Annotated in this window: 22 protein-coding genes and 1 tRNA gene; 6 read left to right on the top strand and 17 right to left on the bottom strand. The window is 31.5% G+C overall.

What is annotated here, in order from left to right; genetic code table 11:
• The first annotated feature begins 16 nt into the window (after window positions 1-16).
• The 4 genes from ftsZ to corA all read left to right on the top strand — a co-directional run bounded on the left by ftsZ (window position 17) and on the right by corA (window position 3,723).
• A complete protein-coding gene (ftsZ, locus tag Q0820_RS14785; protein ID WP_298488710.1) occupies window positions 17-1,915 on the top strand; it encodes a cell division protein FtsZ in 1,899 nt (632 codons plus the stop codon).
• Window positions 1,916-2,004: 89 nt separating this feature from the next.
• Entirely contained in the window at window positions 2,005-2,454 is a 450-nt protein-coding gene (locus Q0820_RS14780) for a GatB/YqeY domain-containing protein (RefSeq protein WP_298488708.1), read from the top strand.
• 10 nt (window positions 2,455-2,464) lie between these two features.
• Window positions 2,465-2,541, top strand: a tRNA-Arg gene (locus Q0820_RS14775).
• A gap of 126 nt (window positions 2,542-2,667) precedes the next feature.
• The gene (gene corA, locus Q0820_RS14770) at window positions 2,668-3,723 is read left to right on the top strand and encodes a magnesium/cobalt transporter CorA (protein ID WP_298488706.1); all 1,056 of its coding nucleotides are present in this window, start codon (window positions 2,668-2,670) and stop codon (window positions 3,721-3,723) included.
• Window positions 3,724-3,730: 7 nt separating this feature from the next.
• Here corA and Q0820_RS14765 read toward each other — a convergent pair whose 3' ends face one another.
• The 15 genes from Q0820_RS14765 to Q0820_RS14695 form a co-directional block, all read right to left on the bottom strand.
• Window positions 3,731-4,336: a hypothetical protein gene (locus tag Q0820_RS14765; RefSeq protein WP_298488704.1), complete on the bottom strand. Its 606-nt coding sequence runs from the start codon at window positions 4,334-4,336 to the stop codon at window positions 3,731-3,733.
• A 58-nt stretch (window positions 4,337-4,394) separates the two neighbouring features.
• Window positions 4,395-4,781, bottom strand: a complete 387-nt coding sequence (locus Q0820_RS14760) for a hypothetical protein (RefSeq protein WP_298488702.1) — start codon at window positions 4,779-4,781, stop codon at window positions 4,395-4,397.
• Window positions 4,782-4,897: 116 nt separating this feature from the next.
• Window positions 4,898-5,545, bottom strand: a complete 648-nt coding sequence (locus Q0820_RS14755; protein ID WP_298488700.1) for a response regulator transcription factor — start codon at window positions 5,543-5,545, stop codon at window positions 4,898-4,900.
• A complete protein-coding gene (locus tag Q0820_RS14750) occupies window positions 5,532-7,499 on the bottom strand; it encodes an ATP-binding protein (protein ID WP_298488698.1) in 1,968 nt (655 codons plus the stop codon). Before Q0820_RS14750 ends, Q0820_RS14755 begins: the two co-directional genes overlap by 14 nt.
• Before the next feature lie 141 nt (window positions 7,500-7,640).
• The gene (locus Q0820_RS14745) at window positions 7,641-8,600 is read right to left on the bottom strand and encodes a YpdA family putative bacillithiol disulfide reductase (RefSeq protein ID WP_298488695.1); all 960 of its coding nucleotides are present in this window, start codon (window positions 8,598-8,600) and stop codon (window positions 7,641-7,643) included.
• Window positions 8,600-9,259, bottom strand: a complete 660-nt coding sequence (rpe, locus tag Q0820_RS14740; protein WP_298488693.1) for a ribulose-phosphate 3-epimerase — start codon at window positions 9,257-9,259, stop codon at window positions 8,600-8,602. Before rpe ends, Q0820_RS14745 begins: the two co-directional genes overlap by 1 nt.
• Before the next feature lie 76 nt (window positions 9,260-9,335).
• A complete protein-coding gene (locus Q0820_RS14735; protein ID WP_298488691.1) occupies window positions 9,336-9,788 on the bottom strand; it encodes a tRNA (cytidine(34)-2'-O)-methyltransferase in 453 nt (150 codons plus the stop codon).
• A 2-nt stretch (window positions 9,789-9,790) separates the two neighbouring features.
• Window positions 9,791-10,009, bottom strand: coding sequence for a VF530 family protein (locus tag Q0820_RS14730; protein ID WP_298488689.1), 219 nt, complete (start codon window positions 10,007-10,009; stop codon window positions 9,791-9,793).
• Window positions 10,010-10,173: 164 nt separating this feature from the next.
• Window positions 10,174-11,037 (bottom strand): sigma-70 family RNA polymerase sigma factor, encoded by an 864-nt coding sequence (locus tag Q0820_RS14725; RefSeq protein WP_026811703.1) that lies wholly within the window; start codon window positions 11,035-11,037, stop codon window positions 10,174-10,176.
• 311 nt (window positions 11,038-11,348) lie between these two features.
• Entirely contained in the window at window positions 11,349-12,719 is a 1,371-nt protein-coding gene (locus tag Q0820_RS14720) for a glycosyltransferase family 2 protein (protein WP_298488686.1), read from the bottom strand.
• 280 nt (window positions 12,720-12,999) lie between these two features.
• Window positions 13,000-15,246, bottom strand: coding sequence for a polyribonucleotide nucleotidyltransferase (locus Q0820_RS14715; protein ID WP_298488684.1), 2,247 nt, complete (start codon window positions 15,244-15,246; stop codon window positions 13,000-13,002).
• Window positions 15,247-15,455: 209 nt separating this feature from the next.
• Window positions 15,456-15,725 (bottom strand): 30S ribosomal protein S15, encoded by a 270-nt coding sequence (gene rpsO / locus Q0820_RS14710; RefSeq protein ID WP_298488683.1) that lies wholly within the window; start codon window positions 15,723-15,725, stop codon window positions 15,456-15,458.
• A gap of 154 nt (window positions 15,726-15,879) precedes the next feature.
• Window positions 15,880-16,743 (bottom strand): acetyl-CoA carboxylase, carboxyltransferase subunit beta, encoded by an 864-nt coding sequence (gene accD / locus Q0820_RS14705; RefSeq protein WP_298488681.1) that lies wholly within the window; start codon window positions 16,741-16,743, stop codon window positions 15,880-15,882.
• Window positions 16,744-16,779: 36 nt separating this feature from the next.
• On the bottom strand, window positions 16,780-17,847 hold the full coding sequence (gene fbaA, locus Q0820_RS14700) for a class II fructose-bisphosphate aldolase (RefSeq protein ID WP_298488679.1): 1,068 nt from the start codon (window positions 17,845-17,847) through the stop codon (window positions 16,780-16,782).
• A gap of 151 nt (window positions 17,848-17,998) precedes the next feature.
• Window positions 17,999-20,578 carry a BamA/TamA family outer membrane protein gene (locus tag Q0820_RS14695; protein ID WP_298488911.1) on the bottom strand — a complete coding sequence of 860 codons (2,580 nt, stop codon included), beginning with the start codon at window positions 20,576-20,578 and terminating at the stop codon, window positions 17,999-18,001.
• A 93-nt stretch (window positions 20,579-20,671) separates the two neighbouring features.
• Here Q0820_RS14695 and Q0820_RS14690 point away from each other — a divergent pair, with 93 nt between their 5' ends.
• On the top strand, window positions 20,672-21,331 hold the full coding sequence (locus Q0820_RS14690) for an RNA methyltransferase (RefSeq protein ID WP_366941663.1): 660 nt from the start codon (window positions 20,672-20,674) through the stop codon (window positions 21,329-21,331).
• 6 nt (window positions 21,332-21,337) lie between these two features.
• On the opposite strand, the gene Q0820_RS14685 is transcribed toward Q0820_RS14690, so the two are convergent.
• Both Q0820_RS14685 and ubiE read right to left on the bottom strand, forming a co-directional pair.
• A complete protein-coding gene (locus Q0820_RS14685; protein ID WP_298488675.1) occupies window positions 21,338-22,093 on the bottom strand; it encodes a porin family protein in 756 nt (251 codons plus the stop codon).
• 20 nt (window positions 22,094-22,113) lie between these two features.
• Window positions 22,114-22,842 (bottom strand): bifunctional demethylmenaquinone methyltransferase/2-methoxy-6-polyprenyl-1,4-benzoquinol methylase UbiE, encoded by a 729-nt coding sequence (gene ubiE, locus Q0820_RS14680; protein WP_298488673.1) that lies wholly within the window; start codon window positions 22,840-22,842, stop codon window positions 22,114-22,116.
• A 257-nt stretch (window positions 22,843-23,099) separates the two neighbouring features.
• Between ubiE and trkA the strand changes: the two genes are divergently transcribed.
• Window positions 23,100-24,449 carry a Trk system potassium transporter TrkA gene (gene trkA, locus Q0820_RS14675; RefSeq protein ID WP_121069013.1) on the top strand — a complete coding sequence of 450 codons (1,350 nt, stop codon included), beginning with the start codon at window positions 23,100-23,102 and terminating at the stop codon, window positions 24,447-24,449.
• Window position 24,450 lies beyond the last annotated feature (1 nt).

Below are 24,450 nucleotides of genomic sequence, written 5' to 3'. Positions count from 1 at the left end.
CAGTAATTTAAATAGCATGAGTAACAACACGGAATTTGAAAATATTTCTTTTGATTTACCTAAGAATCAAAGTAACGTTATTAAGGTAGTTGGAGTCGGTGGGGGCGGTAGTAATGCCATTAATCACATGTTCCAAGCCGGAATTAACGGTGTAGATTTTATTATTTGTAACACAGATTCGCAAGCTTTAGATAATAGCCCTGTACCAAATAAAATTCAATTAGGTGTTTCTCTTACAGAAGGATTGGGGGCTGGTGCTAACCCAGAAGTAGGAGAACAAGCTGCCATTGAAAGTATGGAAGACATAAAAGCTATGTTGGGTACTACTACAAAAATGATTTTTATTACTGCGGGTATGGGTGGTGGAACAGGAACTGGTGCTGCTCCAATTATAGCCAAAATCGCAAAAGAAATGGATGTTCTTACCGTAGGGATTGTTACTATGCCTTTTCAGTTTGAAGGTAAAATGCGAGGACAACAATCACAATTAGGAATTGAAAAATTACGTGCTAATGTAGATTCTTTAATTGTAATAAATAATAATAAATTAAGAGAAGTATACGGTAACTTAGGTTTTAAAGCTGGTTTCTCTAAAGCAGATGAAGTGTTGGCAACTGCTGCTCGCGGTATTGCAGAAGTAATTACACATCACTACACTCAGAATATTGACCTTAGAGATGCTAAAACAGTACTTTCTAATAGTGGAACAGCAATTATGGGTTCTGCAATTGCATCTGGATCTTCAAGAGCTAATGAAGCAATAATGAAAGCATTAGACTCTCCATTATTAAATGATAATAAAATTAATGGTGCTAAAAATGTATTACTACTTATAGTATCTGGTTCTCAAGAAATTACTATTGACGAGATAGGAGAAATTAATGACCATATACAAGTAGAGGCTGGTTATGGAGCAAACATAATAATGGGTGTTGGTGAAGATGAAGATTTAGGAGAAGCAATTGCTGTAACGGTTATTGCTACGGGTTTTAATGTAGACCAGCAAGATGATATTGTGAATACAGAATCTAAAAAAATTATTCACACACTTGAAGATGGTCAAAAAGCCGAAAAAGATTTAATGCAAAACAATATAGTACATCAATTAATAGATGATTCTGAAGATAAAGTTATTAATACTATAGCACATACTTTAGAAGATGATAGTGATTTAGATTTAATTCCTACAACCAACTACATTAAAAACTTTAATGTGTTTTATGATGAAGTAGTAGCAGAAAATGTTAGCGAAGATGATTTTGTAATAATAGATTCTTCTGATGCTATAAAGAATATGAACGTTATAGATCATCAAGAGGTTAAGCCAAAACAAGAAGACGATATGTTTTCTATGAGTTTTGATATGCCATTAAAAGAAACTAAAGAAGAACAAGAGAATGTAATTACGTTTAGTTTAGATGATGATATTAAAGATGTAGATGTAAACGAGCACATAGAAGTGATTCCTGTTTTAGAGTACAATAAAGATGGAGAAAAAAGATATAGTTTAGATGACTATATGGAGCTGGAGAATAAACTCACGGGAGCAAAATCTAAAGCAGAAGAATTTGAGCCAAAGATTGTAGAAGATGAGTTGGTGTTTCAAAAAAGAACAGTAAGCCCTTCTCCTGAAGCTATACAAGAAGAGGTAGACCCATTAGAAAAACCAATAGAGGAGCTTTTAAAAGAAAGAGCAGACGAACGCAGAAGAAAATTAAAAGATTATAATTATAAGTTTCAGGGAAGCTCTAGCATAGATGAAATAGAAAAAGAACCTGCATATAAAAGAAAGGGTATTGATTTAAATAACAGTGGCGCTGAAAAAAAAATTTCTAGAACCACTTTAGGTTCCGATAGTAATGATGAAATTCAGTTACGATCTAATAATTCTTTTTTACATGATAATGTAGATTAAGGAATGTAGTACCAAGTTTATTAAACCCGAAAATAGAAACTATTTTCGGGTTTATTTTTTTATCTTCGCACTTCTAAAAATGTATAGTTATGAGCTTACAATCTAGGGTTATGGAGCAGATGAAAGCTGCTATGAAAGCAAAAGATTCTGTTGCATTACAATCATTAAGAGCAATAAAATCTGCATTATTATTAGCGCAAACAGAAAGTGGTTCTAAAACAGTATTATCTGAAGAGGAAGAAGTGAAGCTAGTGCAAAAACTTGTTAAGCAAAGGAAAGATAGTGCCGCTATTTTTACAGAACAGGGTAGAGCAGATTTAGCAGAACCAGAATTAGCAGAAGTTGCTGTAATAGAACAATTTTTACCAGAACAATTAACCGAGGAAGAAGTAGAAAAAGTTGTGGTGCAAACTATTGAGGCTACTGGAGCTTCTGGAATGAAAGATATGGGCAAAGTTATGGGTATGGTGTCTAAAGAATTATCTGGACAAGCAGACGGAAAAACTATCTCTACTATTGTAAAAAAATTACTTTCTTAAAAATAAATGAGGCCGCGTGGCGCAACTGAATAGCGCATCAGATTTCGGCTCTGAGGGTTGGGGGTTTGAATCCCTTCGCGGTCACCAGTAAGGCAAGTATGTAATTGCTTGCCTTTTTTAGTATACTTTTTATCTAAAAAGATAAATCTTTTTAAAAATCATTGCTTTTTAAAATAGTATATGTAATCTAGTAATAGAGTTATATATTTATATATGCGAAAACACAATAAGAAAATTGGGTTACCTCCTGGTTCTGTAGTATTTACAGGAAATAAAAAAGTAGATAATGTGCATACGCATTACCTGGCTTATAATGAAACTTATTGTAATGATCAAATAATAGAAAGCCATTCTAAAACAATACTAAAAAAACCTTCTAATGAAAAAATAGATTGGTATGACATTCGCGGAATGCATGATACGGATTTAATTACACAAGTAGGACAAATATTTGAAATACATCCACTAATACAGGAAGCAATAGTAGATATTCATCAAAGACCAAAGTTTGAAGAATATGAAAATGGGATTTTTATTACCCTTTCTTCTATTAGCTTTAACAGTACGCTTTTAGAAATAAAAAAAGAACATGTAGCCGTATATTTTAATAATGGCTTTATGTTGACTGTGCAAGAAACAGATAGTGATTTATTTGCGTATGTTAGAAAAAGAATAAATACAGGTAAAGGTAAAATTAGGCAACGAGGAGCAGATTATCTTGCCTATGCTTTAATAGATAGTATAGTAGATAACTATTACATAGCTCTAGATGAAATAGAAGAAGTAATAGAAGGTTTAGAAAAAAGGATTATAGAGAACCAACAAGTTCAAGATAAGAATAAAATTCATCAGCTTAAAAAAGAGCTAATGTCTATGAGAAAATCTGTTTCTCCATTAAGAGAGGCTATAAGTAAGTTTTCTAAAACAGACAATGCTTTTATAGAACATTCTAGTCAATTGTATGTTAGAGATTTGTATGAGCATACTATTCAAGTAATGGATACCGTAGATGCTACTAGAGAGATACTAAATGGCCTTCATGATTTATTTATTTCAGAGATGAGCCTTAAAATGAACCAAGTAATGCAACTACTAACACTAATTTCTGTAATATTTATTCCGCTTACATTCTTGGCGGGTATTTATGGGATGAATTTTGTAAATATTCCAGAACTTAAGTATCAAAATGGATATTTTGTACTGCTAACTGTAATGGTAGTTATTTTTATAGGGATGCTACTATATTTTAAAAGAAAAAAGTGGCTTTAAAGTATATTTAATCTCTATCAATATCTATAATTATTCTTTCATCATACATGCTCTTTATTTCATCAATAGAATACCCATATATAGCATCTGCATAATTTTTCTCTTTATCTATTTTATAAATTTTACTGCTTCGGCTTATTTCATAATCATTTAATTGAACAAAAACGGAGTCAGTAGTTACTTTAGCTACTTTCATAGTAGAGTATTGATCTGTATTTGTTTTGTAATCATAAATATCTCCTACTAAAGGCTTTATTAAATATTCGGCTTCATTTTTCTTGTCGTTTTTACTTGCAAAACCGGCAAGAACTATTAGTGCGCCAATTATAAACAAGCCAGAAAATTGCCAAATAGGAGCTTTCATTTCTTTTTTTACGGCATTACATTCCTTTTGCATTTGTGCAGGCATTTCTCTTACTCTAAGTGTTTTTTTACAATGTTGACACTCAGAAACTCCTGTTTTTCCCATTGGGAATACAGGTATCCAAAAAACATGGGCGTGGCTACTAAAAACGCTGTAACGAATTTTTCCTTGGGTTTGGCAATTACTGCAAATTGCATTTGTAGACATTTTTGAACCAATGTATGCTGATCTGCTTCCGAATATTATCATGGTGGTTATATATTAATGGTTATAGTATTAACGAATAAAAAGTAGTATTAGTGCAATTTTAAAGGTTTGCTATAGAGTCGTTTTCGTCCTTGGTAAAGAAGGTTTTAACAACATCTCTTAGATGTTGTTCTTGTAAGGTAGAATTTGCCATTTTATATTCTTGATGTATTAACTTTTTTGCAGGGAAAGATGCACAAGATAATTCTTCTCCTTTTGTATTTGTTACTTTTAAAGTAGCGGTTCCTTCCAAAATATTTTTCCCAGAAATAAATAGCGTATGGTGTTCCTTATGAAGCTTTGCATTAAAAGGTTTATTCATACTATTTTCTAGAAGAATATTAGATTTTAAGCTAGAAAATTGCTTGGTAGTTTCGGTAGCTTTTTTATCATTGCTACAAGAAATAAATAATGAGGTAATGGTAATAAATAATATTTGATATTTCATAATTGTAATGTTTTAGAACACTACAAAGATCAAGCTATAAAGCGCTGTAAAACACACCTTAAAAGGCTAAAAATACCTCCCTGTTTTCAGGGTGTTGCAATATGCAGTTTATAGATTTATTCATCTAAAAGCCCCATTTTAATGGCATTTTTGGTTAGGCCAGCCAAGTTTTTTACATTTAATTTTGATATTAAATTTTTTCTGTAACTTTCTATAGTATGTTTACTTAGAAATAAAATATCAGCAATTTCTTGAGTGGTATTTTCTTCCGCAATTAATTTTAAAACTTCTTTTTCTCTTGTTGTAAGTTTAATTTCTTTCGCTTTTTCATTTTTAAACATGGCATCTGTATATGCCCTTTTAATTTCGGGAGAGAAATATTTTTCTCCTTTAACAATAGATTTTATTGCAGTAAGTAATTCTTCTTTTTCTGCATTTTTTGGAACATAACCATCTGCATTATTACGTATTAATTTATCAATCATTACGCCATCAATATGCATACTAACAATTAGGGTTTTTAGTTTTGGATATTTTTCTTTCACTAATTGGTTAAGAGCAATACCATCCATTTCTGGCATTGTTAAATCTGTTATTAATAAATCTAAATCGTCTACACCATTAATATCTAAATATTTAGCAACTTGTGCTCCATTTTTTGCAGTAAGAGTTACATTAAATTCTGGTGCATCTTTAAGAATACTTAAAAGACCATCAATAAACATTTTATGGTCATCTGCAATTATAAGATTATAGTTCATCATTGTTAGTGTTAGGTATTTCTATTGCTATTATGGTGCCTCTTTTTGGTGTAGAATCTATATGTAAACTACCCGAAAGCTCTGTTATTCTATTTTTTATATTTTTAAAACCAATTCCTTCTGAAGATTTTGTTATGTTAAACCCTTGTCCGTTATCTTCAAAAAGTAAGGATAATTTATCTTCAATATAATTTAAATGAATATCTACTTTATCTGCTTTTGCATGTTTTAAAGTATTCGTCATTAACTCTTGTATTATTTTAAATAATTCGGATTGAATTTCATCAGGAATTGCGTTTATTAATTCTTCTGGATGCGGATAAAATTCTACCTGTATTTTTCCTGTGTTAGTTATAGTTTTAGCATATTCTTCAATTAAAGATGTGAATACATTTTGTCTAAACTTCTTTGGAATTAATGTGTGCGATATGTCTCTTACTAACTGATATGTTTCATCTAATTGATTTGTAATGGTGTTTAATTCTTTGGGTTTATTATCTATACTAGAAAGCTGTAGTTTTATACCTGCTAAATTACCCCCAATACTGTCATGTAATTCTTGCGCAATACGTTTACGTTCCTCATCTTGTCCTTCCATGGTAGCTTTAATGAGATTTAGTTCTTGTTCTTGCTTTAGGGTTGTTACTTTTTGTTGGTTTATTTCTTCTTGTTTTTTTGATAGAAGACTTTGGGTTTGTATTTTTTGGTAATAGGTATAGAGTAGTGCAATTACGGGAATTAATATAATTAGGAACCCTATTAAAAAAGCATATTTAATAGTTTTTTGTCTTTCTAATTCAGCTTCTCTTTTAATTTGACTTTCTTCTAGTTTAGATATCTCTTTTTCTTTTTCTAAAGTTTCGTACTGTATTTCAAGTTCTTTTATTATTTCACGTTGTTGTTTGGAGTTTATTTTTCTAGTTACTCCAAATAACTGTGTCATAACTGCGTAAGCATTACTATAGTCTTTTTGTTTGGAAAAGATTCTTGCTTGTATTTGTAATAAGTCTTTTTGAAACTCTAGGTTTTCGCTATCTATTGCATTTATATAAGCCGTAGATAAACCTATAAGAGCAGCATCATAATGCTCATGTTTATAATAATATTTTGCCAGTAATAAAGAACCTTCATAATAAATAGCGTCTAGATTATTCGCCTTAGCTTTATTTCTAGTGTTTTCATAGGCATTAAAAGCTTTTTCAAAATCGCCTTTTGCTTCTAAAAGTTTAGCTATGTCTAACTTAATAGTTAGTTGCATTTCTAAATCGTTTAAAGAATTAGCAGTCTCTAAACCTTCTTTATAATAAGATTCTGCTTTATCATATTCTTTTTTTAATCTAAAGGCTTTTCCTAGTAAAAGAGAATTTCTAATTTTTAATGAAGGAAATTCTGGAGAAAATTCTTTTAAAGATTTGTGAAGTATTTTTATAGCTTTATCTAGTTTTAATTGGTTTATGTAACTTTTAGATAAGCCCAATTTATTTTTGTAATTATATTCTTTAAAATTAGATTCTTCAGATTCTTGTAAGCCTTGAATGTGCCATTTTATAGCGTTGTCTATAAGACCGTTCATAAGGCTTCCAGTACCTAAGTAGTAATGCGCTTTAGCGTAGTGTCTTAATTTTATATGCTCTGTTTCATTCCAATTTCCAATTTCTTTTATATATAAGTTTCCATAATGTAAAATAGAATCTGTGTTACTCTTTTTTGTATGATGCTCTATTAATTGTTCTATTACAGAAAAGCGTTGTGCGCCATATTCTATATTTTTTAGTAATTCATAAAAAGGTTGTAAAGATTTTTCAGGCCCTCTTTTTGACCAAGAAAAATTAACCATTTGGTTTTTATTAGTAGTATTATCTTGGCCACTTAAAGTAATAAAACATAGGTATACACATATAAAAAGCAGTCTTTTTATATATATACGTTTTCCTATTTTAAGTTTTATATTCCTCATTTTTTATTCTATAGACCTTTTTAAGTTTTATTTTCTAAAACAATAAGGTTTTTGGTAATTACAAAATTGAGATATTATTTATTTAAAAAATAGGCTTTAAGTAGTTAAAAATATACCCCTGTTTTTAGGGAGGTATATTTACTATTTATTTTGTAATATATTGCTTATTATTTGTTTGGCGTGTATTCTAGAGTTTTCTATAAACCATTTATGTGTTTCCATACCACCACAAACTACACCAGCAAGATAGGCTCCTTTTATATTAGTTTCCATGGTATCTGGGTTATATTGTGGTATTTTCTTTTCGTCATTAGATAAGTTTACTCCTAAAAGCTCTAATAACTTAAAGTTGGGTCTGTATCCTGTTAATGCAATTACAAAATCATTCTTTAGATATTGTATTTTTCCATTAGTATTAATTTCTATATCGTTTTCCGTTATTTTAGTAATATTGGTATTATAATAGGCTTTAATACTGCCTTCTTCAATACGGTTAAGTATATCTGGGCGTACCCAATATTTAACCCTAGAACCAATTTCACTTCCTCTAATAATTAAAGTAACCTCTGCACCACTACGCCAACATTCTAAAGCAGCATCTACAGAAGAATTACTAGCACCAATAACGGCAACTTTTTGTCTAGAATAATAATGAGGTTCTTTATAATAGTGTGTTACTTTTGGTAAGTTTTCTCCAGGAATATGTAATAAATTAGGAACGTCATAAAAACCTGTGGCAATTACAATGTTACTAGAAGTATAGTTGTTTTTAGTAGTTTTAATAGAGAAATTTTCTTTTTTTTCTATGTTAAGTACTTCTTCAAATAAATGTATGTTAAGAGAATTACTTGTAACTATTCTTCTATAATATTCTAATGCCTCGTTCCTTTTTGGTTTTACTTCTGTAGATATGAAAGGAATGTTATCAATTTCTAATCTTTCAGATGAAGAAAAAAATTGCATTTTGGTTGGGTAATTAAAAATAGAATTAACTACGGGTCCTTTTTCTAGAATAAGATAGGTGAGTCCTTTTTTTTGGGCTTCTAATCCGCAAGCTATCCCTATAGGGCCACCACCAATTATGATAACATCAAAATGCATTACCCGGCTATATTTTTTAGTTCTTCAATTGTTTGCGTAGGATTTTCGCTTTTAAAAACAAAACTACCAGCAACTAATACATCGGCACCAGCATTTGTAAGAGCAGCCGCATTTTTTGATGTAACTCCACCATCAATCTCTATTAAAGTTTTTGCATTTTTTTTGGTGATTAGCTCTTTTAGTGCTCTTACTTTATTGTATGTGTTTTCTATAAAAGATTGTCCGCCAAAACCAGGATTAACACTCATTAAACAAACTACATCAATATCTTGTATAACATTTTCTAAAAGCGAAACATTTGTATGTGGGTTTAATGCCACACCGGCTAACATACCTTCTGCTTTAATTGCTTGCAAAGAACGGTGTAAATGTGTGCAAGCTTCGTAATGTACGGTTAATACTGCAGCACCTAATTCAGCAAAAGTTTTAATATATCTATCTGGGTCTACTATCATTAAATGAACATCTAATGGTTTTGTAGCGTGTTTTTGAATAGCTTTTAAAACAGGCATACCATAAGAGATGTTAGGAACAAAAACACCATCCATAACATCTATATGGTGCCAATCTGCATTACTGTTATTAACCATTTCAACATCTTGTTGTAAGTTGCCAAAATCGGCAGCCAATAGGGAAGGGGCAATTTTTGTTTTGCTCATTAGAATATACCTTTGTAAGTTTAATAACAAAAATACGGAAATGTATACTTTTTAGTAGTGTGTTTAAGAATAGTATTTACTGTAAATGCCGTAAACCTTCATAAACCACAATACTAACTGCATTGGCAATATTTAAACTTCGTATATGTTCACTATATAATGGTATCTTGTAAAGGTGTTCTTTGTTGTTTTCTAAAATTTGTTTTGATAACCCTACAGATTCCTTTCCAAAAACAAGAAACATATTTTTTTTAAAAGGAATATTCCAGTGTTTTTTTTCACCATGGCTAGATAAAAAAGCCATTTCTTTACCTTTATGTTGCAAAAAAAAGTCTTCTACACTTTCGTAAATAATTACATTTAAGTGTTGCCAATAATCTAAACCTGCGCGCTTAACTCTTTTATCACTGAGTTCAAAGCCAAATGGTTTTACAAGGTGTAATGTAGATCCTGTTCCTAAACTTAACCTACCAATATTACCCGTATTGTTTGGTATCTCTGGTTCTATAAGCACAATATTAAATGCCATATTTATTTTTTAAGACTATGAAGGTATAATTTTTCTACTTTCTCTCTAGCCCATGGGGTTCTTCTTAAAAATTTTAGGCTAGATTTTATGGATGGATTGCTCTTAAAGCAGTTTATATTTATTTGGTTTGCTAATTCTTCCCAACTGTATTTGTTTGTTAGTTCTTCTAGAATGGTTGCGAGTTTAACACCATGAAGTGGATTATTGGGTTGTGTTTCCATATAGATTCTAAAATTAAAAAACTCCGGTAATCAGCCGGAGTTTATTCATCAATCAAAAAACGAACAGTCATGATAAACTGTTGTTACGTTTCACAAATTACAATTAATATGCCAAATTTCCAATATGTTAAAATTTTGCAATATAATTTTAATAAGTGTCTTGTTTAACCAAGATATGTTTTTAATATTTTGCTTCTAGATGTATGTTTTAATCTACGAATAGCTTTTTCTTTAATTTGACGAACTCTTTCTCTTGTAAGGTCAAAAGTTTCACCAATTTCTTCTAGGGTCATAGAATGTTGCCCTGCTAAACCAAAATATAAACGGATAACATCTGCTTCTCTTGGAGTTAATGTTTCCAAAGCACGTTCTATTTCCGTACGTAATGACTCATGCAACAATTCTTTATCTGGATTTGGAGATTCTCCACTACGAAGTACATCGTAAAGGTTAGAATCTTCTCCATCAATTAATGGAGCATCCATAGATACATGACGACCAGAATTTTTAAGAGACTGCTTTACATCATCAACTGTCATGTCTAATTCTTTTGCAATTTCTTCTGGTGAAGGCTGGCGCTCATGCGCTTGCTCTAAAAATGCAAAAGTTTTATTTATTTTATTTATTGAACCAATTTTGTTCAATGGTAAACGAACAATACGAGATTGTTCTGCTAATGCTTGTAAGATAGATTGACGAATCCACCAAACTGCATAAGAGATAAATTTGAATCCACGAGTTTCATCAAAACGTTGTGCCGCTTTTATCAATCCTAAGTTTCCTTCATTGATTAAGTCTGGCAGAGTAAGGCCCTGGTTTTGGTACTGTTTAGCAACCGATACTACGAATCTTAGATTGGCTTTTGTAAGTTTTTCAAGAGCGATCTGGTCGCCTGCCTTGATGCGTTGTGCCAATTCTACTTCTTCATCTGCAGTAATAAGGTCTACTTTTCCAATTTCTTGTAAGTACTTATCCAAAGATGCGGTTTCCCTATTGGTAACCTGTTTTGTAATCTTAAGCTGTCTCATTTAATAAAATTAAGTTCATTTGCATAGACTGCATATACTTATACGTAAAAAAGCTACGAATGTTACAAAAGCATTAAAAAAAATGCTTTTTTTAGTTAAACGGTAAGAAAAAGAGGTTTTTTCTTTGTTTTGCTTCCTGTAAATATTAGTCGGCAAAAGTGTATTTTGCTTTCAAAAAAGGAATAATTAATGAGATTTTACTTTAAAAAGTAAATAGGCTTGAAGCATTAAAATATTTATTATAAAGTAAAATTGCTAGCCTTTAATACCTCATAGAGATAAAAAAACCAGCAATTTTTGTTGAAAAAATATTATTTTTTTTCTGGCAACCCTCTTGTTAACCAACCTCTTCTACTCGCAGTTGCAATAGCATAAGGTGTAATCCAGAATAATCCAAAAGCATATAAAATACTATAAGAATATGCCCAGAAAGATTCTTTAAAGTCATATTTATTTGCATAGAATATAACAGGAAAAGAAGATAGTATAAGTATACTTAATAAGGTAGAGCTTATATATAGTAATGGGTGTGATAGTATAAAGAATAACATGAAAATTAAAAATGGGTAACTCATTATTATTTTTAAAGATTGATTTATAAATAATATTCTAGTTCCAATTTTAGTTTCTTCTCTAAAATTTTTAAATACATATTTAGACATTTGAATGTTTTCACGAACATTACTTCTTCCCCATCTAATAAACATTTTATATAGGCCAGTATATTCTTCTGGAACATTAGTATAAGCAACTGCATTTTTTTGAAATAAAACATGAAACCCTTGTTTTAATATCATATTTGTCATTGCTCTATCTTCTCCAATATCGGATGGTTGCCCCATAAAAGTTTGGTTAATCCATTCTGGTAAACAAGCAAAAACTGCAGAACTACGATAAGCAGCTAAAGCACCAGGAGTACATAATACAGAATTTAGACTACTTTCTGCAGAACGAACAAATTCAAAACTTAAAACAAAACTTACATCTAACATTTTTGGTAATAATGCTTTTGCTTTGTTTAACACTCTAATGTTACCTGCAACGGCTCCACATTTTTTATTATTTACAAATGGGCTAACTAAATTTCTAAGAGTTTCTGGGTCTACAATAGAATCACTATCTACGGTAACAAAAACTTCTCCAGTTCCAAGGTTAAATCCACGGTATAATGCATGGCGTTTTCCTTTGTTTTCTGGTTGTTGGTATATTTCTAAACGGTCTCCTAAGATGTTTTTGGCTTTTTTCATCCATTCCCATGTGTCATCTGCGCTGCCATCATCTATAGAGATAATTTGTAATTTTTGGTCAGGAAAATCACTATTATCTAAACTAATTAAAGTGTCATATACTTGTTTACCTTCATTATAGGCAGGTACTATTACTGTACAAGTTGGTAATTCTTCATTAGTTACAGAGGCAACAGGTTTGTATTTAAAATATCTAAATAAAATATATGCAAAATAAACAGCTTTTAGTACAAACAATACACCAGCTATTGTCATAAACGTTAACCCTATGATGGAGCTTGATCTTTCCTTATTAAATTGGTCAAAATCACTTTGAAATACATAAACTAGATAAATAGCACCTAGCATTAATAAGAATGTACTAGCCAATACTGTAATTCCCCAAGGATCGGTAGTGTTTTTGGATTGTAATGGTAAAGTGTTTTTAGTTTTCATAAATATTTTTATATATTTTGTTCTACTACTTTTACGAAGACTTTGGTCTTTTAGATTTTTTAATTTTTCGTTTTATGAATACTTTATGAATATTCTAACATTTGAGTTTTATAATCTAAAAAGTTGTTAAAAAAGAGAGAATTCAATATTGAATAATTGGGGAGTTTTCTTGATATTTTTTGGATTAAGAACTAGATGGTTTTTTTGTTGAATTTTTTTTAAAAAAAGAAAGCCCAGTTAGTTTACTAACTGAGCTTTTATAATTTAAGAAAATTAAGAATTAATCTTCTTTTTTACTTTCTCTTGGTTTTCTATCGTCTCTACGATTGTCACGTCCACGATTATCGCGTCCACGATTGTCTCTGCCTCTGTTGTTATCTCTTGGAGGTCTTTCTACATACCCTTCTGGTTTTGGTAAAAGAGCTTTACGAGAAACTTTTTCTTTACGAGTTCTTGGGTCTACTCCAAAGTACTTAACATCAAAAACATCTCCCATGTTTACCACATCGGTTACATTTTCTGTACGTTCCCAAGCTAGTTCAGATACGTGTAATAAAACTTCATTTCCAGGAGCATCTGTATACTCTACAACAGCACCAAAGTCTAACATTTTAATTACTTTAACTTCGTAAACGCTACCTTTTTCTGGCTTAAATAGTAGAGAATCTATTTTAGCTTCTACAGCAGAAATACCTTCAGAACCAGTTCCTAATATTTCAACAATACCTTCTTCTGTAACAGGGTCTTCATTTATAACAATTGTACATCCTGTTTCTTTTTGTAATTCTTGAATTACTTTTCCACCAGGACCAATTAATGCTCCAATAAATTCATTAGGAATACGTCTTGTAATCATGGTAGGAGCATGCTCCTTAACATCTGAATTAGGAGAAGAAATAGTATCTGTAATTTTTCCTAAGATATGTAAACGTCCATCACGAGCTTGTTTTAAAGCATTTACAAGAATTTCATAAGAAAGTCCTTTTACTTTAATATCCATTTGGCAAGCTGTAATACCATCAGCAGTACCTGTTACTTTAAAATCCATATCTCCTAAGTGATCTTCATCTCCTAAAATATCAGATAATACAGCATATTTTCCAGAATCTGCATCAGAAATAAGTCCCATTGCAATACCGGAAACAGGTTTCTTTAATTGAACACCAGCATCCATCATTGCCATTGTACCTGCACATACTGTAGCCATAGAAGAAGAACCGTTAGATTCTAATATCTCAGAAACTACACGTACTGTATAAGGGCAATCTGCAGGAACCATTCCTTTTAATGCTCTTTGTGCTAAGTTACCATGACCTACTTCTCTACGTGAAGTACCGCGAATTGGTCTTGCTTCTCCAGTAGAAAAAGGAGGGAAGTTATAGTGTAAATAGAAGGTTTCTTCACCTTCATAAGATGGCATATCTATTTGGTTAGCTTCTCTAGATGTTCCTAAAGTAACTGTAGCTAACGCTTGTGTTTCTCCACGTGTAAATATGGATGAACCATGCGTAGATGGTAAGTAATCTACCTCACACCAAATTGGTCTAATCTCGTCAGTCTTACGACCATCTAAACGTAAGCCTTCATTTAAAGTTAAATCACGTACAGCAGCTTTTTCAGCTTTACTGTAATATTTAGAAATAAGTCCGCCAAAATCTTCTCTTTCTTCTTCGGAAAAAGAAGCGATTATTTCTTCTTTAATTTCACCAAACGCAGCGCTACGCTCATGTTTTGCGGAACCTGCTTGAGCAACAGCATATACTTTATCGTATGCCATGTCATGAATTTTCTTTGCTAAATCGGCATCTTCACGTTCTGGCTCATATTCACGAGTTTCTTTTTTGCCAAATGCTTTTGCTAAAGCTTCTTGGGCAGCACACTGTACTTTAATAGCTTCGTGCGCAAACTTAATAGCTTCTGTCATTTCTTCTTCAGAAATTTCATCCATCTCACCTTCCACCATCATTACAGAATCTGCAGATGCTCCGATCATCATATCAATGTCAGACTCTTCTAATTGTGCTCTAGTTGGGTTAATAATGAATTCTCCATTTACACGACCAACTCTAGCTTCAGAGATAGCACATTCAAACGGGAAATCTGATAATTGAATAGCAGCAGAAGCAGCTAAACCTGCCATAGCATCTGGCATAACATCTGGGTCATGAGACATTAACTGTATCATTACCTGAGTTTCAGAATGGTAATCTTTTGGGAATAATGGACGTAATACACGATCCACTAAACGCATTGTTAATACTTCACCGTCACTAGGTCTTGCTTCTCTTTTGAAGAAACCGCCAGGGTAACGACCAGCAGCAGCAAATTTTTCTCTGTAATCTACCGTTAATGGTAAAAAGTCAACATCTGCTTGTTTGTAGTTGGAAACAACTGTACATAATAACATACATTTTCCAGATTGAACAACAACAGAACCGTGTGCCTGTTTTGCCAATTTTCCGGTTTCGATAGAAATTTCTCTACCGTCCCCAAGGTCTATGACCTCTTTAAATACTTTTGGAATCATAAATTCGATTTTACCCATGTTTATTTTTTACATGAGTGTTAAACAATGGTCTTTTGTCTTGTTAGACAAATTGTGTGTTGTGTTGTTGTGTGGACCAATGAAAAACTATACGTAGCTTTTTGTGTTTGTTCTTCCTATGATATTTTAGGTTTTACCTCTTGAACAGTAGAGTATATTAAAAAGGGGAAGCAATGCTTCCCCTTTTAAAATTATTTTCTAATACCTAATTCTACAATTAGTTCACGATATTTTACAATATCTTTTTTCTTTAAATAATCTAAAAGACTTCTTCTTTTACCAACTAATTTTACAAGAGAACGCTCTGTGTTAAAATCTTTATGATTTTTTTTAAGGTGTCCTGTTAGGTGGTTTATACGGTGTGTGAACAACGCTATTTGACCTTCAGTAGAACCTGTGTTCTCTGCTTTTCCGCCGTGTTTTGCAAAAATTTCGGCTTTTATTTCTTTTGTTAAATACATTCCAATATTATTTTAAATGATTTTTATGTACAAGATTGATTTTCAATCTGGGCGCAAATATAACTTTTTTTAAATTAAAATTACACTAAGTATAAAAAAAGTGCTACACAAGTGTAAACTTGTGTAGCACTTTTACTTGTAATGCTTAGTTGATCTAATTAAGTCTTACTTTATTATTCTGAATTAAATCTATATATAGGTTTATGTTCTTTTTTAAATCTTTTCTATGCGAAATAAAATCTAAAAAGCCATGTTCCAATAAAAATTCTGAGGTTTGAAAACCTTCTGGAAGGTCTTTTCCTGTAAAATCTTTTACAATTCTAGGACCTGCAAAGCCAATTAATGCACCAGGTTCAGAAATATTAATATCTCCAAGCATTGCATAAGAAGCTGTGGTACCACCAGTAGTTGGATCTGTACATAAAGAAATGTACGGTATGCCTGCTTCTGCCAATTGTGCTAGTTTAGCAGATGTTTTTGCTAATTGCATTAAAGAAAGAGCAGCTTCCATCATACGAGCACCTCCAGATTTTGATATCATTAAAAATGGTATATTATTTTTTATAGAATAATCTATACCTCTTGCTATTTTTTCTCCTACAACACTACCCATAGAGCCGCCAATAAAACCAAAATCCATGCAGCAGATTACAAGTTTTTTACCAGAAGAAAGACCTACGGCTGTACGGACAGCATCTTTTAATCCGGTTTTCTTTTGAGCATCTTTTAAGCGATCCACATATTTTTTGGTGTCCTCAAACTTTAAAGGGTCTTTAGAGGTAAGCTTACTATCAAGTTCTTCAAATACGTTTTCATCAAAAAGAATTTCAAAGTACTCTTTGCTGCCAATTCTTACGTGGTAGTCATCTTCTGGACTCACGTAAAAGTTTTTGGCTAACTCATCAGACTCTACAATTTTACCTGTTGGGGATTTATACCACAATCCTTTAGGGGTGTCTTTCTTTTCTTCTGTAGAGGTCTGTATTCCTTTTTCTGTTCTTTTAAACCAAGCCGTCATATTTTCAAATTAGGTGTTGTTAGATTTACTTTGGGGCTACAATGTATTAACATTGTTTAAATCTTCAAAGGCTTTTTTCAATCTTTCTACAAAAGATTTTTCTCCTTCACGTAACCAAACTCTTGGGTCATAGAATTTTTTGTTAGGTTCATCGGATCCTTTTGGGTTTCCAATTTGCCCTTGTAGGTAGTCTTTATTGTCTTGTATATAGTCTCTTACGCCTGCTAAGAAAGCATATTGTAAATCGGTATCTATATTCATTTTTATTACTCCGTAGCTAATACCTTCACGAATTTCTTCAACAGTTGATCCTGATCCACCATGGAAAACAAAATCTATGTGATTATGCTCTACATTGTATTTTTTAGAAATATATTCTTGAGAGTTTAAAAGAATTTTTGGAGTTAATTTTACATTTCCAGGCTTATAAACACCATGAACATTACCAAATGCAGCAGCAATTGTAAATCTAGGGCTTACTTTAGAAAGTTCCTCATAAGCATAAGCAACTTCTTCTGGTTGTGTATATAATTTAGAATCATCTACATCAGAATTGTCTACACCATCTTCTTCGCCACCTGTAATTCCTAATTCTATTTCTAAAGTCATATCCATTTTGCTCATGCGCTCAAGATATCCTTTACATATTTCTATATTTTCTTCTAAAGGTTCTTCAGAAAGATCTATCATATGAGAACTAAAAAGAGATTTTCCAGTTTCTGCATAATGCTTTTCACTAGCTTCTAAAAGACCATCTATCCATGGTAATAATTTTTTAGCACAGTGATCTGTATGTAAAATAACTGTTGCTCCATAAGCTTCAGCTAACTGGTGAACATGTTTTGCTCCTGCAATAGCTCCTTGTATAGCAGCGTTTTGACCTTCGTTAGAAAGACCTTTACCGGCATTAAATTGAGCTCCTCCATTGGAGAATTGAATAATTACTGGAGCATTTAAACTTGCTGCAGTTTCTAATACACCGTTAATAGTGTCTGATCCAATAACGTTTACTGCTGGTAAAGCAAATCCTTTTTCTTTTGCGTAATTAAAAATTTCTTGAACTTGATCTCCAGTAGCAACTCCTGGTTTTATGTTGTGAGCCATTTTTTATTTGTTAAAAGTTTAAAAAAAATTGAGTGACAAAAGTATTAAAAATTATTCATTGGTAGTTGTCTTTTTGATTGTAAACAAGGAGTTTACTGTATATAGATAGTCTATAACGTTTGCGTTTGTTAATAATAAAACAAATAAGAGTTTAAAATGGGTAATTAATACCAATTTGAAGTACAGAATTGCCAAAATTATAGTCTCTGAACCATCTTTTTGAAGATATTTCGGCTGGGTTATAGGTTTTAAACCCTAGGTCTACTCTAAAAATAAAATAAGTAGCGTCATACCGTACTCCAAAACCAGTTCCTAAAGCAATATCTTTTAAAGATTCTATACCATTAAACGTGGCATTGGGGTCTTCTACATTATCAAAAACATTCCAAATGTTTCCAGCGTCGGCAAAAATTGCTCCGTTAAAATTTCCTAATACAGGGAATCTGTATTCAAGATTTAAAGCAATTTTAAAGTTAGCCTCGTTAAAATCATTAATTGCATCTGTTTTTCCTGGGCCCAAGGAGTATGGGAACCAAGCTCTATTGTCATTGGAACCACCAGCAAAATAACTGCGTACAAAAGGGATGTTGTCTGAGTTTCCGTAGGGTATTGCAATTCCTGTAAAGCTTCTAAAAGCTAATACGTTAGATTGGTTTAGATCCCAATACTTAATATAATCTAATTCGGTTTTAATATATTGAGAGTAGGGTACGTTAAAAACAAGAAGTTGTTTATTATCATTTTCTTTAAATGGGGTAAGATAGGATAGTCCAGATAAAAAATTACCAGCACTTTCTAGTTTAAATCTAAATTGATAATAATTATTATCTGTAATTCCTTTTTTATTGTTTTTAGAGAATGTATAATTACTCGCAAATATTAAATTATTTTCAGTTAACCTTTCTTGTCTTTCTTTAATACTTCTAACATCGTCTTTATCTTCGGTAGTAGTGGCAATTTCATTATTTAGGACCGCATTTATGAAACCATTAGTACCTTCAGGTATTGTTAGCGTAGCATTAGTGCTTCCTTCTTCAGTTCTAAAAAAATTACTTAGTTCAGGTAGTGTTTCGTAATTGTCAGCTATATTATCAAGGTTGTCATAGGAGCTTTGGTAAACTTCAAAAAAGCGATTTGTATTCTTGTTGTTTACATATTGTATGTTTAGAAGTTCCACAGTATTTTGTTTAAAATCTGACGGAGTCCAATTGTACCCTAGAATGGTATTAAATGTTTGTTTGTCTAAACCTATATTTTTTTGAAAACTTGTTCCTATTGTTGCTCTTGTTTGTGGTAAAAAGTAATTGGGGATTATTTTATCCGTATTAATAAACGGAAGCCAAATTCTAGGGAAATTAAGATTAATATCGCCGCCTATTTCAGAGAAAAAATTATCTAAAAGAGTAGAGTTACTTAATAACCCAAAGGTTCCTTTAGCAGATAGGCTAAGTGTTTCTGCCCCATTAAAGATATTACGCATTAATAAGGAGCTTCCAAACCCAACACCTAATCTTCTTATATTAGACCTTGTTATTTCTAAGTTTGTTTCTAAAGCGTACTTAGACCTACTAGCTAAGTATATATTAGCATCTAGGGTGTTATTTTCTTGGTCAAAATTTATACTTGGGTACTTAAAAACATTTAAACTAGTAATTTGTCTGTACGTTCGTATTTTGTCTATGTCTCTATAAATACTATCTTTTTTAAAGAAAATAGCATTAACAAGGGTTTTGGGTTTGTATCTTAATTTGTCTTTATAATAGATAGTATAATTGTTATATTCTATAGATTGTTGGTTGTTTTCTTCACCATCATATAAATAATCTGTATAAATATTAACTTTTTTAAATTTTGAAATTTTATAATTAGATGTAGTTATGGCACTGTCTCCTCTTACTTTAAGACCAGCAATAACTAATTTTACATTCATTAATTGGTCATTAGCAGTTTTGGTAGTATCGGTGGCTATATCATAACTAATAGAACTTTCTTGAAAATTGTAAATACCATTATTTCTAAAAATATAGGTTAGTCTTTCCCTTTCGTTATTAAAGTTATTTAAATTAAACTGTTGACCAGATTTGACAAAAGAATTTGATTTATGTGCTAAGTAAATAGAATCTATTACTGTAGAAGAAATTTTTTTGGAAACGGAATCTAATTTGAAAGGCTTTCCTAAAGCTACTTTATAATTAATAGCAGCTCTTTTTTTTCTTTTGCTAGAATCTATTTCAAAAGTAGTGTTGTTGTTAAAATAGCCTTTGGTGTCATAGTAAGCGCTTAGTCTTTCTAATGTTTTTGTTGTTTTAGAAGTGTCAATTATAGAAGGTGCTTCTCCAATATTTTTTAACCAAACACTCATTCCTTTTACTATAAAGGATTCTCCAAGTCTGTTAACTTGTTTTTGGGATAATAGTTTAACCAGTCTTTGTTCTCTTTTTTCTTTTTTATATAACCAACTTTGAAAAGAGGAATCTGGGTTTTTTTTTGCCAGATTGTATAGGTTTAGACGTAGAGGGTAGCCCAATATGGTGCTGTTCTTTTTTTGAACAATAAGACTTTCTACATCTTCATCATTTATTTTTTGATTATTTGCGTAAACATTGTTTTTTGTAAGCAGCAAATCATTGTCTCCAACTCTTTTTAATGCATTGCAGGAAGTAATTGCTATAGCAAAAAATAATAAGCTTATTTTAGCAATGTTTTTTTTAAAGCGCCACAAAATCCTCATAGAAATCAAAAATACATTATTTGTATGGTTGTTAAAAGCCAAATAAAACTTATAAGAAGTCTACAGCAAAAAAAATGCCGAATTGAGCATAAAATGTTTGTTGTAGAAGGAAAAAAAACGGTGAACGAGTTATTGGCTTCTAAAATAGGGGCTTATAAAGTGTTTAGTGTAGATGAAAGTTATAAAAAAGAAATTGGGGAAATATGCGATTTAATAAGTGTTAAAGAGTTACGTCAAATGAGCTCTTTAAAAAACCCTAGTTCTGTTTTAGGAGTTTTTTACATTCCAGAATCTTTAAAAATTGAGGAGGAAGATTGGGTAGTTGTTTTAGATGATGTTCGTGATCCAGGAAATTTGGGTACAATAATTAGGTTATGCGATTGGTTTGGGATAAAAAACTTAATTTGTTCTGCTACTACGGTAGATTGTTATAATCCTAAAGTTTTGCAAGCTACAATGGGGTCTATTACAAGAGTGAATATTACCTATATGGATATTGCTTCTTTTTTGAGAGAGTGTAATATGCCTATTTATGGAACTTTTATGAGTGGAGAGGTGGTTTACACCCAAGCTTTGCCTAAGAAAGGTGTTTTGGTAATGGGTAATGAAGCTAACGGCATATCTAAAAATATAGAGAATCTTTGTACTAATAAAATTGCAATTCCGCAGTTTGGTACATCTACCACCGAAAGTTTAAATGTAGCAACTGCAACCTCTATTTTATTAAATGAAATACGAAGAAATAGTTTTTAAAAGAAACTATTCAAAAGTAAAGTTTATAAAAAGCCCTCTAGTTTGCATCATGTCAATATTCCCAGTCCAAGGACTATTAGGGTCTATATCTTTAACTAGTTCATCTGTTAAAGCAAAAACACCGCGTATAGATGGGGAGAATTTAAAATATTCTAAATAAAAATCTATACCAAAACCAATTTCATAGTTGTATACCGATTTTTTCATTCTAAAGGTACCGGCAGAGTTATCGTCTAAACTAGTTTCGTTACTTCCTAAATTCATGGAAGTAGAAACACCACCAACCAAATATGGTTTCCAGTTTCCAAGTCTTTTGGTACTAGCTTTTAGTAACAATGGAAAATTAATATAGGTAGATTTTACTTCTCTTATTGCATCTCTTTCTTCAGTAAAACCAGTAAATCCAAGGTTTCTAGAGGTGTAGGATAGCCCAGGTTCAAATCTAAGGTCTAAATGGTTGTTTAGGCGTAGCTCTCCAATTAATCCAACATTAAAGCCAATGCTTTTTTCTACAAGAATATCTGGGGCATTGTTTATATAGCTAAACTTAAAATCATATTGATTAAGACCTAAATAATAGCCCCAATTTAATAATGGTTCATCTTCTGTTTCTAAATTAAGAACAGGTTTCTCATTAAATTGAGCCGATAAATTATTAGAAATAAAAAGCAACCCCAAAAGCAAAGAAAAGAACAACGTCTTTCTTTTTGTATTTAAGGAGAATTTATTTTTTAATGTAGTATAAAATACTTTTACTGCCATAATTTTACTGCCCTTTTTGGCTATTTGGTGGCAACATATATTGTTGCAACACCAAAAGTTTGAGGTTTATTAACTACATCTATAAACCCAATTTTGCGTAAAATATTGTTGAAGTTTTCTCCATGAGGAAAAACAGAGGCAGATTCACTTAAATAAGCGTAAGCAGAACGGTCTTTAGAAAAGATTCTTCCAATAAGTGGTAATATTCTTTTTGTGTAAAAACTGTAGCCTTGTTTGTATGGGGTTTTTGTGGGAACTGAAGTCTCTAATACAACAAAAGAACCATTAGGTTTTAATACTCTAAAAATTTCAGCTAACCCTTTTTCTAGAGTTTCAAAATTACGAACTCCAAAAGCAACAGTAACAGCATCAAAAGAGTTGTCCTTAAAAGGTAGATTTTCGCTATCACCAACCACCATTTCTATAGTGTTAGCTAGTTTTTTGTCTTTAATTTTATCTTTTCCAACTTCTAACATTCCAGGGGAAATATCTAATCCAACTATCTTAGAAGCGCCAGTCTTTACCATGTTTATTGCTAAATCACCGGTTCCAGTTGCAATATCTAAAATAGAATTTGGTTTGTTTTTGGTTAAAATAGCAACAACTCTATTTCTCCATTTTATGTCAATTCCAAAAGAAATTACACGGTTTAAACCATCATAGTTTTTAGAGATGTTATTAAACATTTGAGTAACCTGTTCTTTTTTTCCTAGGTCTGAATCTTTGTATGGTGTAACCCTTTTGGTCATTTTTTCAATTTTTGGCAAATATACAATTTAGGAATAAGCAAGTACATCTTTATTTATACAATAAAAGCAAGTAATCTTATGTTCTTTAAAGAGTTAAAGTGTATAGCAACCAATAAAATTATGTAATTTTGCAATGCATTTTTGCAAAATTGTAGTAAAATGAACCTTCTTGAAATAAAAATACTATTTAAGGTATTGTTCTCTAATTGTTTAGAAAAGACAAATGTTCTTATTATGCTAAACTACATAAGTACTAAATGAAAATAATAATTGCGGGAGCTGGTGAAGTGGGGTTTCATTTGGCAAAATTATTCTCCTACGAATCCCAAGATATTACATTAATAGATACCCGAAAGGATAGCTTAGCGTATGCGGATAGTCATTTAGATATTCGTGTAATTAAAGGCGATGCAACCTCTATTTCTCTTTTGCAAGATGCACAGGTGCAGGACTCCGATTTAGTAATTGGAGTAACCTCTTCAGAAACAACAAACATAACTTTGTGTGTATTAGCAAAGCAATTAGGTTGTAAAAGAACTATTGCGAGAATCTCTAACACTGAGTTTATTAAAAATAAAGACATTTTAAAGTTTTCTGAATTAGGGATTGATGAACTTATTTCTCCAGAAGCTTTAGCTGCAGAGGAAATACAATTACTTCTTAATAAATCTGCCTTTAATGATACCTATGAGTTTGAAGATGGGAAGCTAATAATGATAGGGGTTTCCCTATTAAAAACTGCGCCATTTGTTGGTAAAATGGTTAAAGAGGCGGCAAAGATATTTCCAGAACTGCATTTTATGCCAATAGCTTTAAAAAGGTTAGGAACACAATTTACTGTAATACCAAGAGGAGATACGGTTTTTAAAGAAGGCGATCAAGTTTATTTTATTACTACTAGTGAGGGTGTAGATGAATTGTATAAGTTGACTGGAAAGAAAAAAGAAGAAATCAAGAATGTAATGATTCTTGGTGGTAGTAAAGTAGGATTTAAGACAGCCAGAGATTTATGCGCAAGTAGGTTTAATGTAAAACTGGTAGAGAAAAATAAAGAAAAGGCTTTTGATTTAGCGGACGATTTACCAAACGCTCTTATAATTAATGGCGATGGTAGAAATGTAGAAGTTTTGCAGGAAGAAAGTTTAGAATCTATGGATGCTTTTATAGCGGTTACAGGTAATTCTGAAACCAATATAATGTCTTGTTTAGTAGCAAAATCTAAAAAGATAAAAAAGACTATAGCGCTTGTAGAAAATATGGATTACTTCCAATTGTCACATTCTATAGGTATAGATACACTTATTAATAAAAAATTATTGGCGGCGAATAATATTTTCCGTCATATTAGAAAAGGAGAAGTAATTGCTACGATGCGTTTAAACAATTTAAATGCAGAAATTTTGGAATTTGTTGTAAAGCCAGATTCTAAAGTTACAGGAACTATAATAAGAGAATTAGATTTTCCTAAATCGGCCACCATAGGTGGTGTTGTTAGAGACGGCAAGGGTATTATTGCTTTAGGAGGTTTTGAAATTAAAGCAGGAGATAGGGTAGTAGTATGTTGTTTGCCAAAAGTAATAGGAAGAATAGAAAGATTGTTTTTGTAGC

Origin of the sequence: uncultured Maribacter sp. (assembly GCF_947495965.1) — a bacterium.
Taxonomy (GTDB): Bacteria; Bacteroidota; Bacteroidia; order Flavobacteriales; family Flavobacteriaceae; genus Maribacter_B.
This window is presented reverse-complemented; position numbering and strand designations above follow the sequence as displayed.

Excerpts from the sequence above, each read along its gene's own strand:
- ftsZ (WP_298488710.1), top strand. The coding sequence starts at position 17 with ATGAGTAACAACACGGAATTTGAAAATATTTCTTTTGATTTACCTAAG.
- Q0820_RS14780 (WP_298488708.1), top strand. The coding sequence starts at position 2,005 with ATGAGCTTACAATCTAGGGTTATGGAGCAGATGAAAGCTGCTATGAAA.
- corA (WP_298488706.1), top strand. The coding sequence starts at position 2,668 with ATGCGAAAACACAATAAGAAAATTGGGTTACCTCCTGGTTCTGTAGTA.
- Q0820_RS14765 (WP_298488704.1), bottom strand. The coding sequence starts at position 4,336 with ATGATAATATTCGGAAGCAGATCAGCATACATTGGTTCAAAAATGTCT.
- Q0820_RS14760 (WP_298488702.1), bottom strand. The coding sequence starts at position 4,781 with ATGAAATATCAAATATTATTTATTACCATTACCTCATTATTTATTTCT.
- Q0820_RS14755 (WP_298488700.1), bottom strand. The coding sequence starts at position 5,545 with ATGATGAACTATAATCTTATAATTGCAGATGACCATAAAATGTTTATT.
- Q0820_RS14750 (WP_298488698.1), bottom strand. The coding sequence starts at position 7,499 with ATGAGGAATATAAAACTTAAAATAGGAAAACGTATATATATAAAAAGA.
- Q0820_RS14745 (WP_298488695.1), bottom strand. The coding sequence starts at position 8,600 with ATGCATTTTGATGTTATCATAATTGGTGGTGGCCCTATAGGGATAGCT.
- rpe (WP_298488693.1), bottom strand. The coding sequence starts at position 9,259 with ATGAGCAAAACAAAAATTGCCCCTTCCCTATTGGCTGCCGATTTTGGC.
- Q0820_RS14735 (WP_298488691.1), bottom strand. The coding sequence starts at position 9,788 with ATGGCATTTAATATTGTGCTTATAGAACCAGAGATACCAAACAATACG.
- Q0820_RS14730 (WP_298488689.1), bottom strand. The coding sequence starts at position 10,009 with ATGGAAACACAACCCAATAATCCACTTCATGGTGTTAAACTCGCAACC.
- Q0820_RS14725 (WP_026811703.1), bottom strand. The coding sequence starts at position 11,037 with ATGAGACAGCTTAAGATTACAAAACAGGTTACCAATAGGGAAACCGCA.
- Q0820_RS14720 (WP_298488686.1), bottom strand. The coding sequence starts at position 12,719 with ATGAAAACTAAAAACACTTTACCATTACAATCCAAAAACACTACCGAT.
- Q0820_RS14715 (WP_298488684.1), bottom strand. The coding sequence starts at position 15,246 with ATGATTCCAAAAGTATTTAAAGAGGTCATAGACCTTGGGGACGGTAGA.
- rpsO (WP_298488683.1), bottom strand. The coding sequence starts at position 15,725 with ATGTATTTAACAAAAGAAATAAAAGCCGAAATTTTTGCAAAACACGGC.
- accD (WP_298488681.1), bottom strand. The coding sequence starts at position 16,743 with ATGACGGCTTGGTTTAAAAGAACAGAAAAAGGAATACAGACCTCTACA.
- fbaA (WP_298488679.1), bottom strand. The coding sequence starts at position 17,847 with ATGGCTCACAACATAAAACCAGGAGTTGCTACTGGAGATCAAGTTCAA.
- Q0820_RS14695 (WP_298488911.1), bottom strand. The coding sequence starts at position 20,578 with ATGAGGATTTTGTGGCGCTTTAAAAAAAACATTGCTAAAATAAGCTTA.
- Q0820_RS14690 (WP_366941663.1), top strand. The coding sequence starts at position 20,672 with ATGTTTGTTGTAGAAGGAAAAAAAACGGTGAACGAGTTATTGGCTTCT.
- Q0820_RS14685 (WP_298488675.1), bottom strand. The coding sequence starts at position 22,093 with ATGGCAGTAAAAGTATTTTATACTACATTAAAAAATAAATTCTCCTTA.
- ubiE (WP_298488673.1), bottom strand. The coding sequence starts at position 22,842 with ATGACCAAAAGGGTTACACCATACAAAGATTCAGACCTAGGAAAAAAA.
- trkA (WP_121069013.1), top strand. The coding sequence starts at position 23,100 with ATGAAAATAATAATTGCGGGAGCTGGTGAAGTGGGGTTTCATTTGGCA.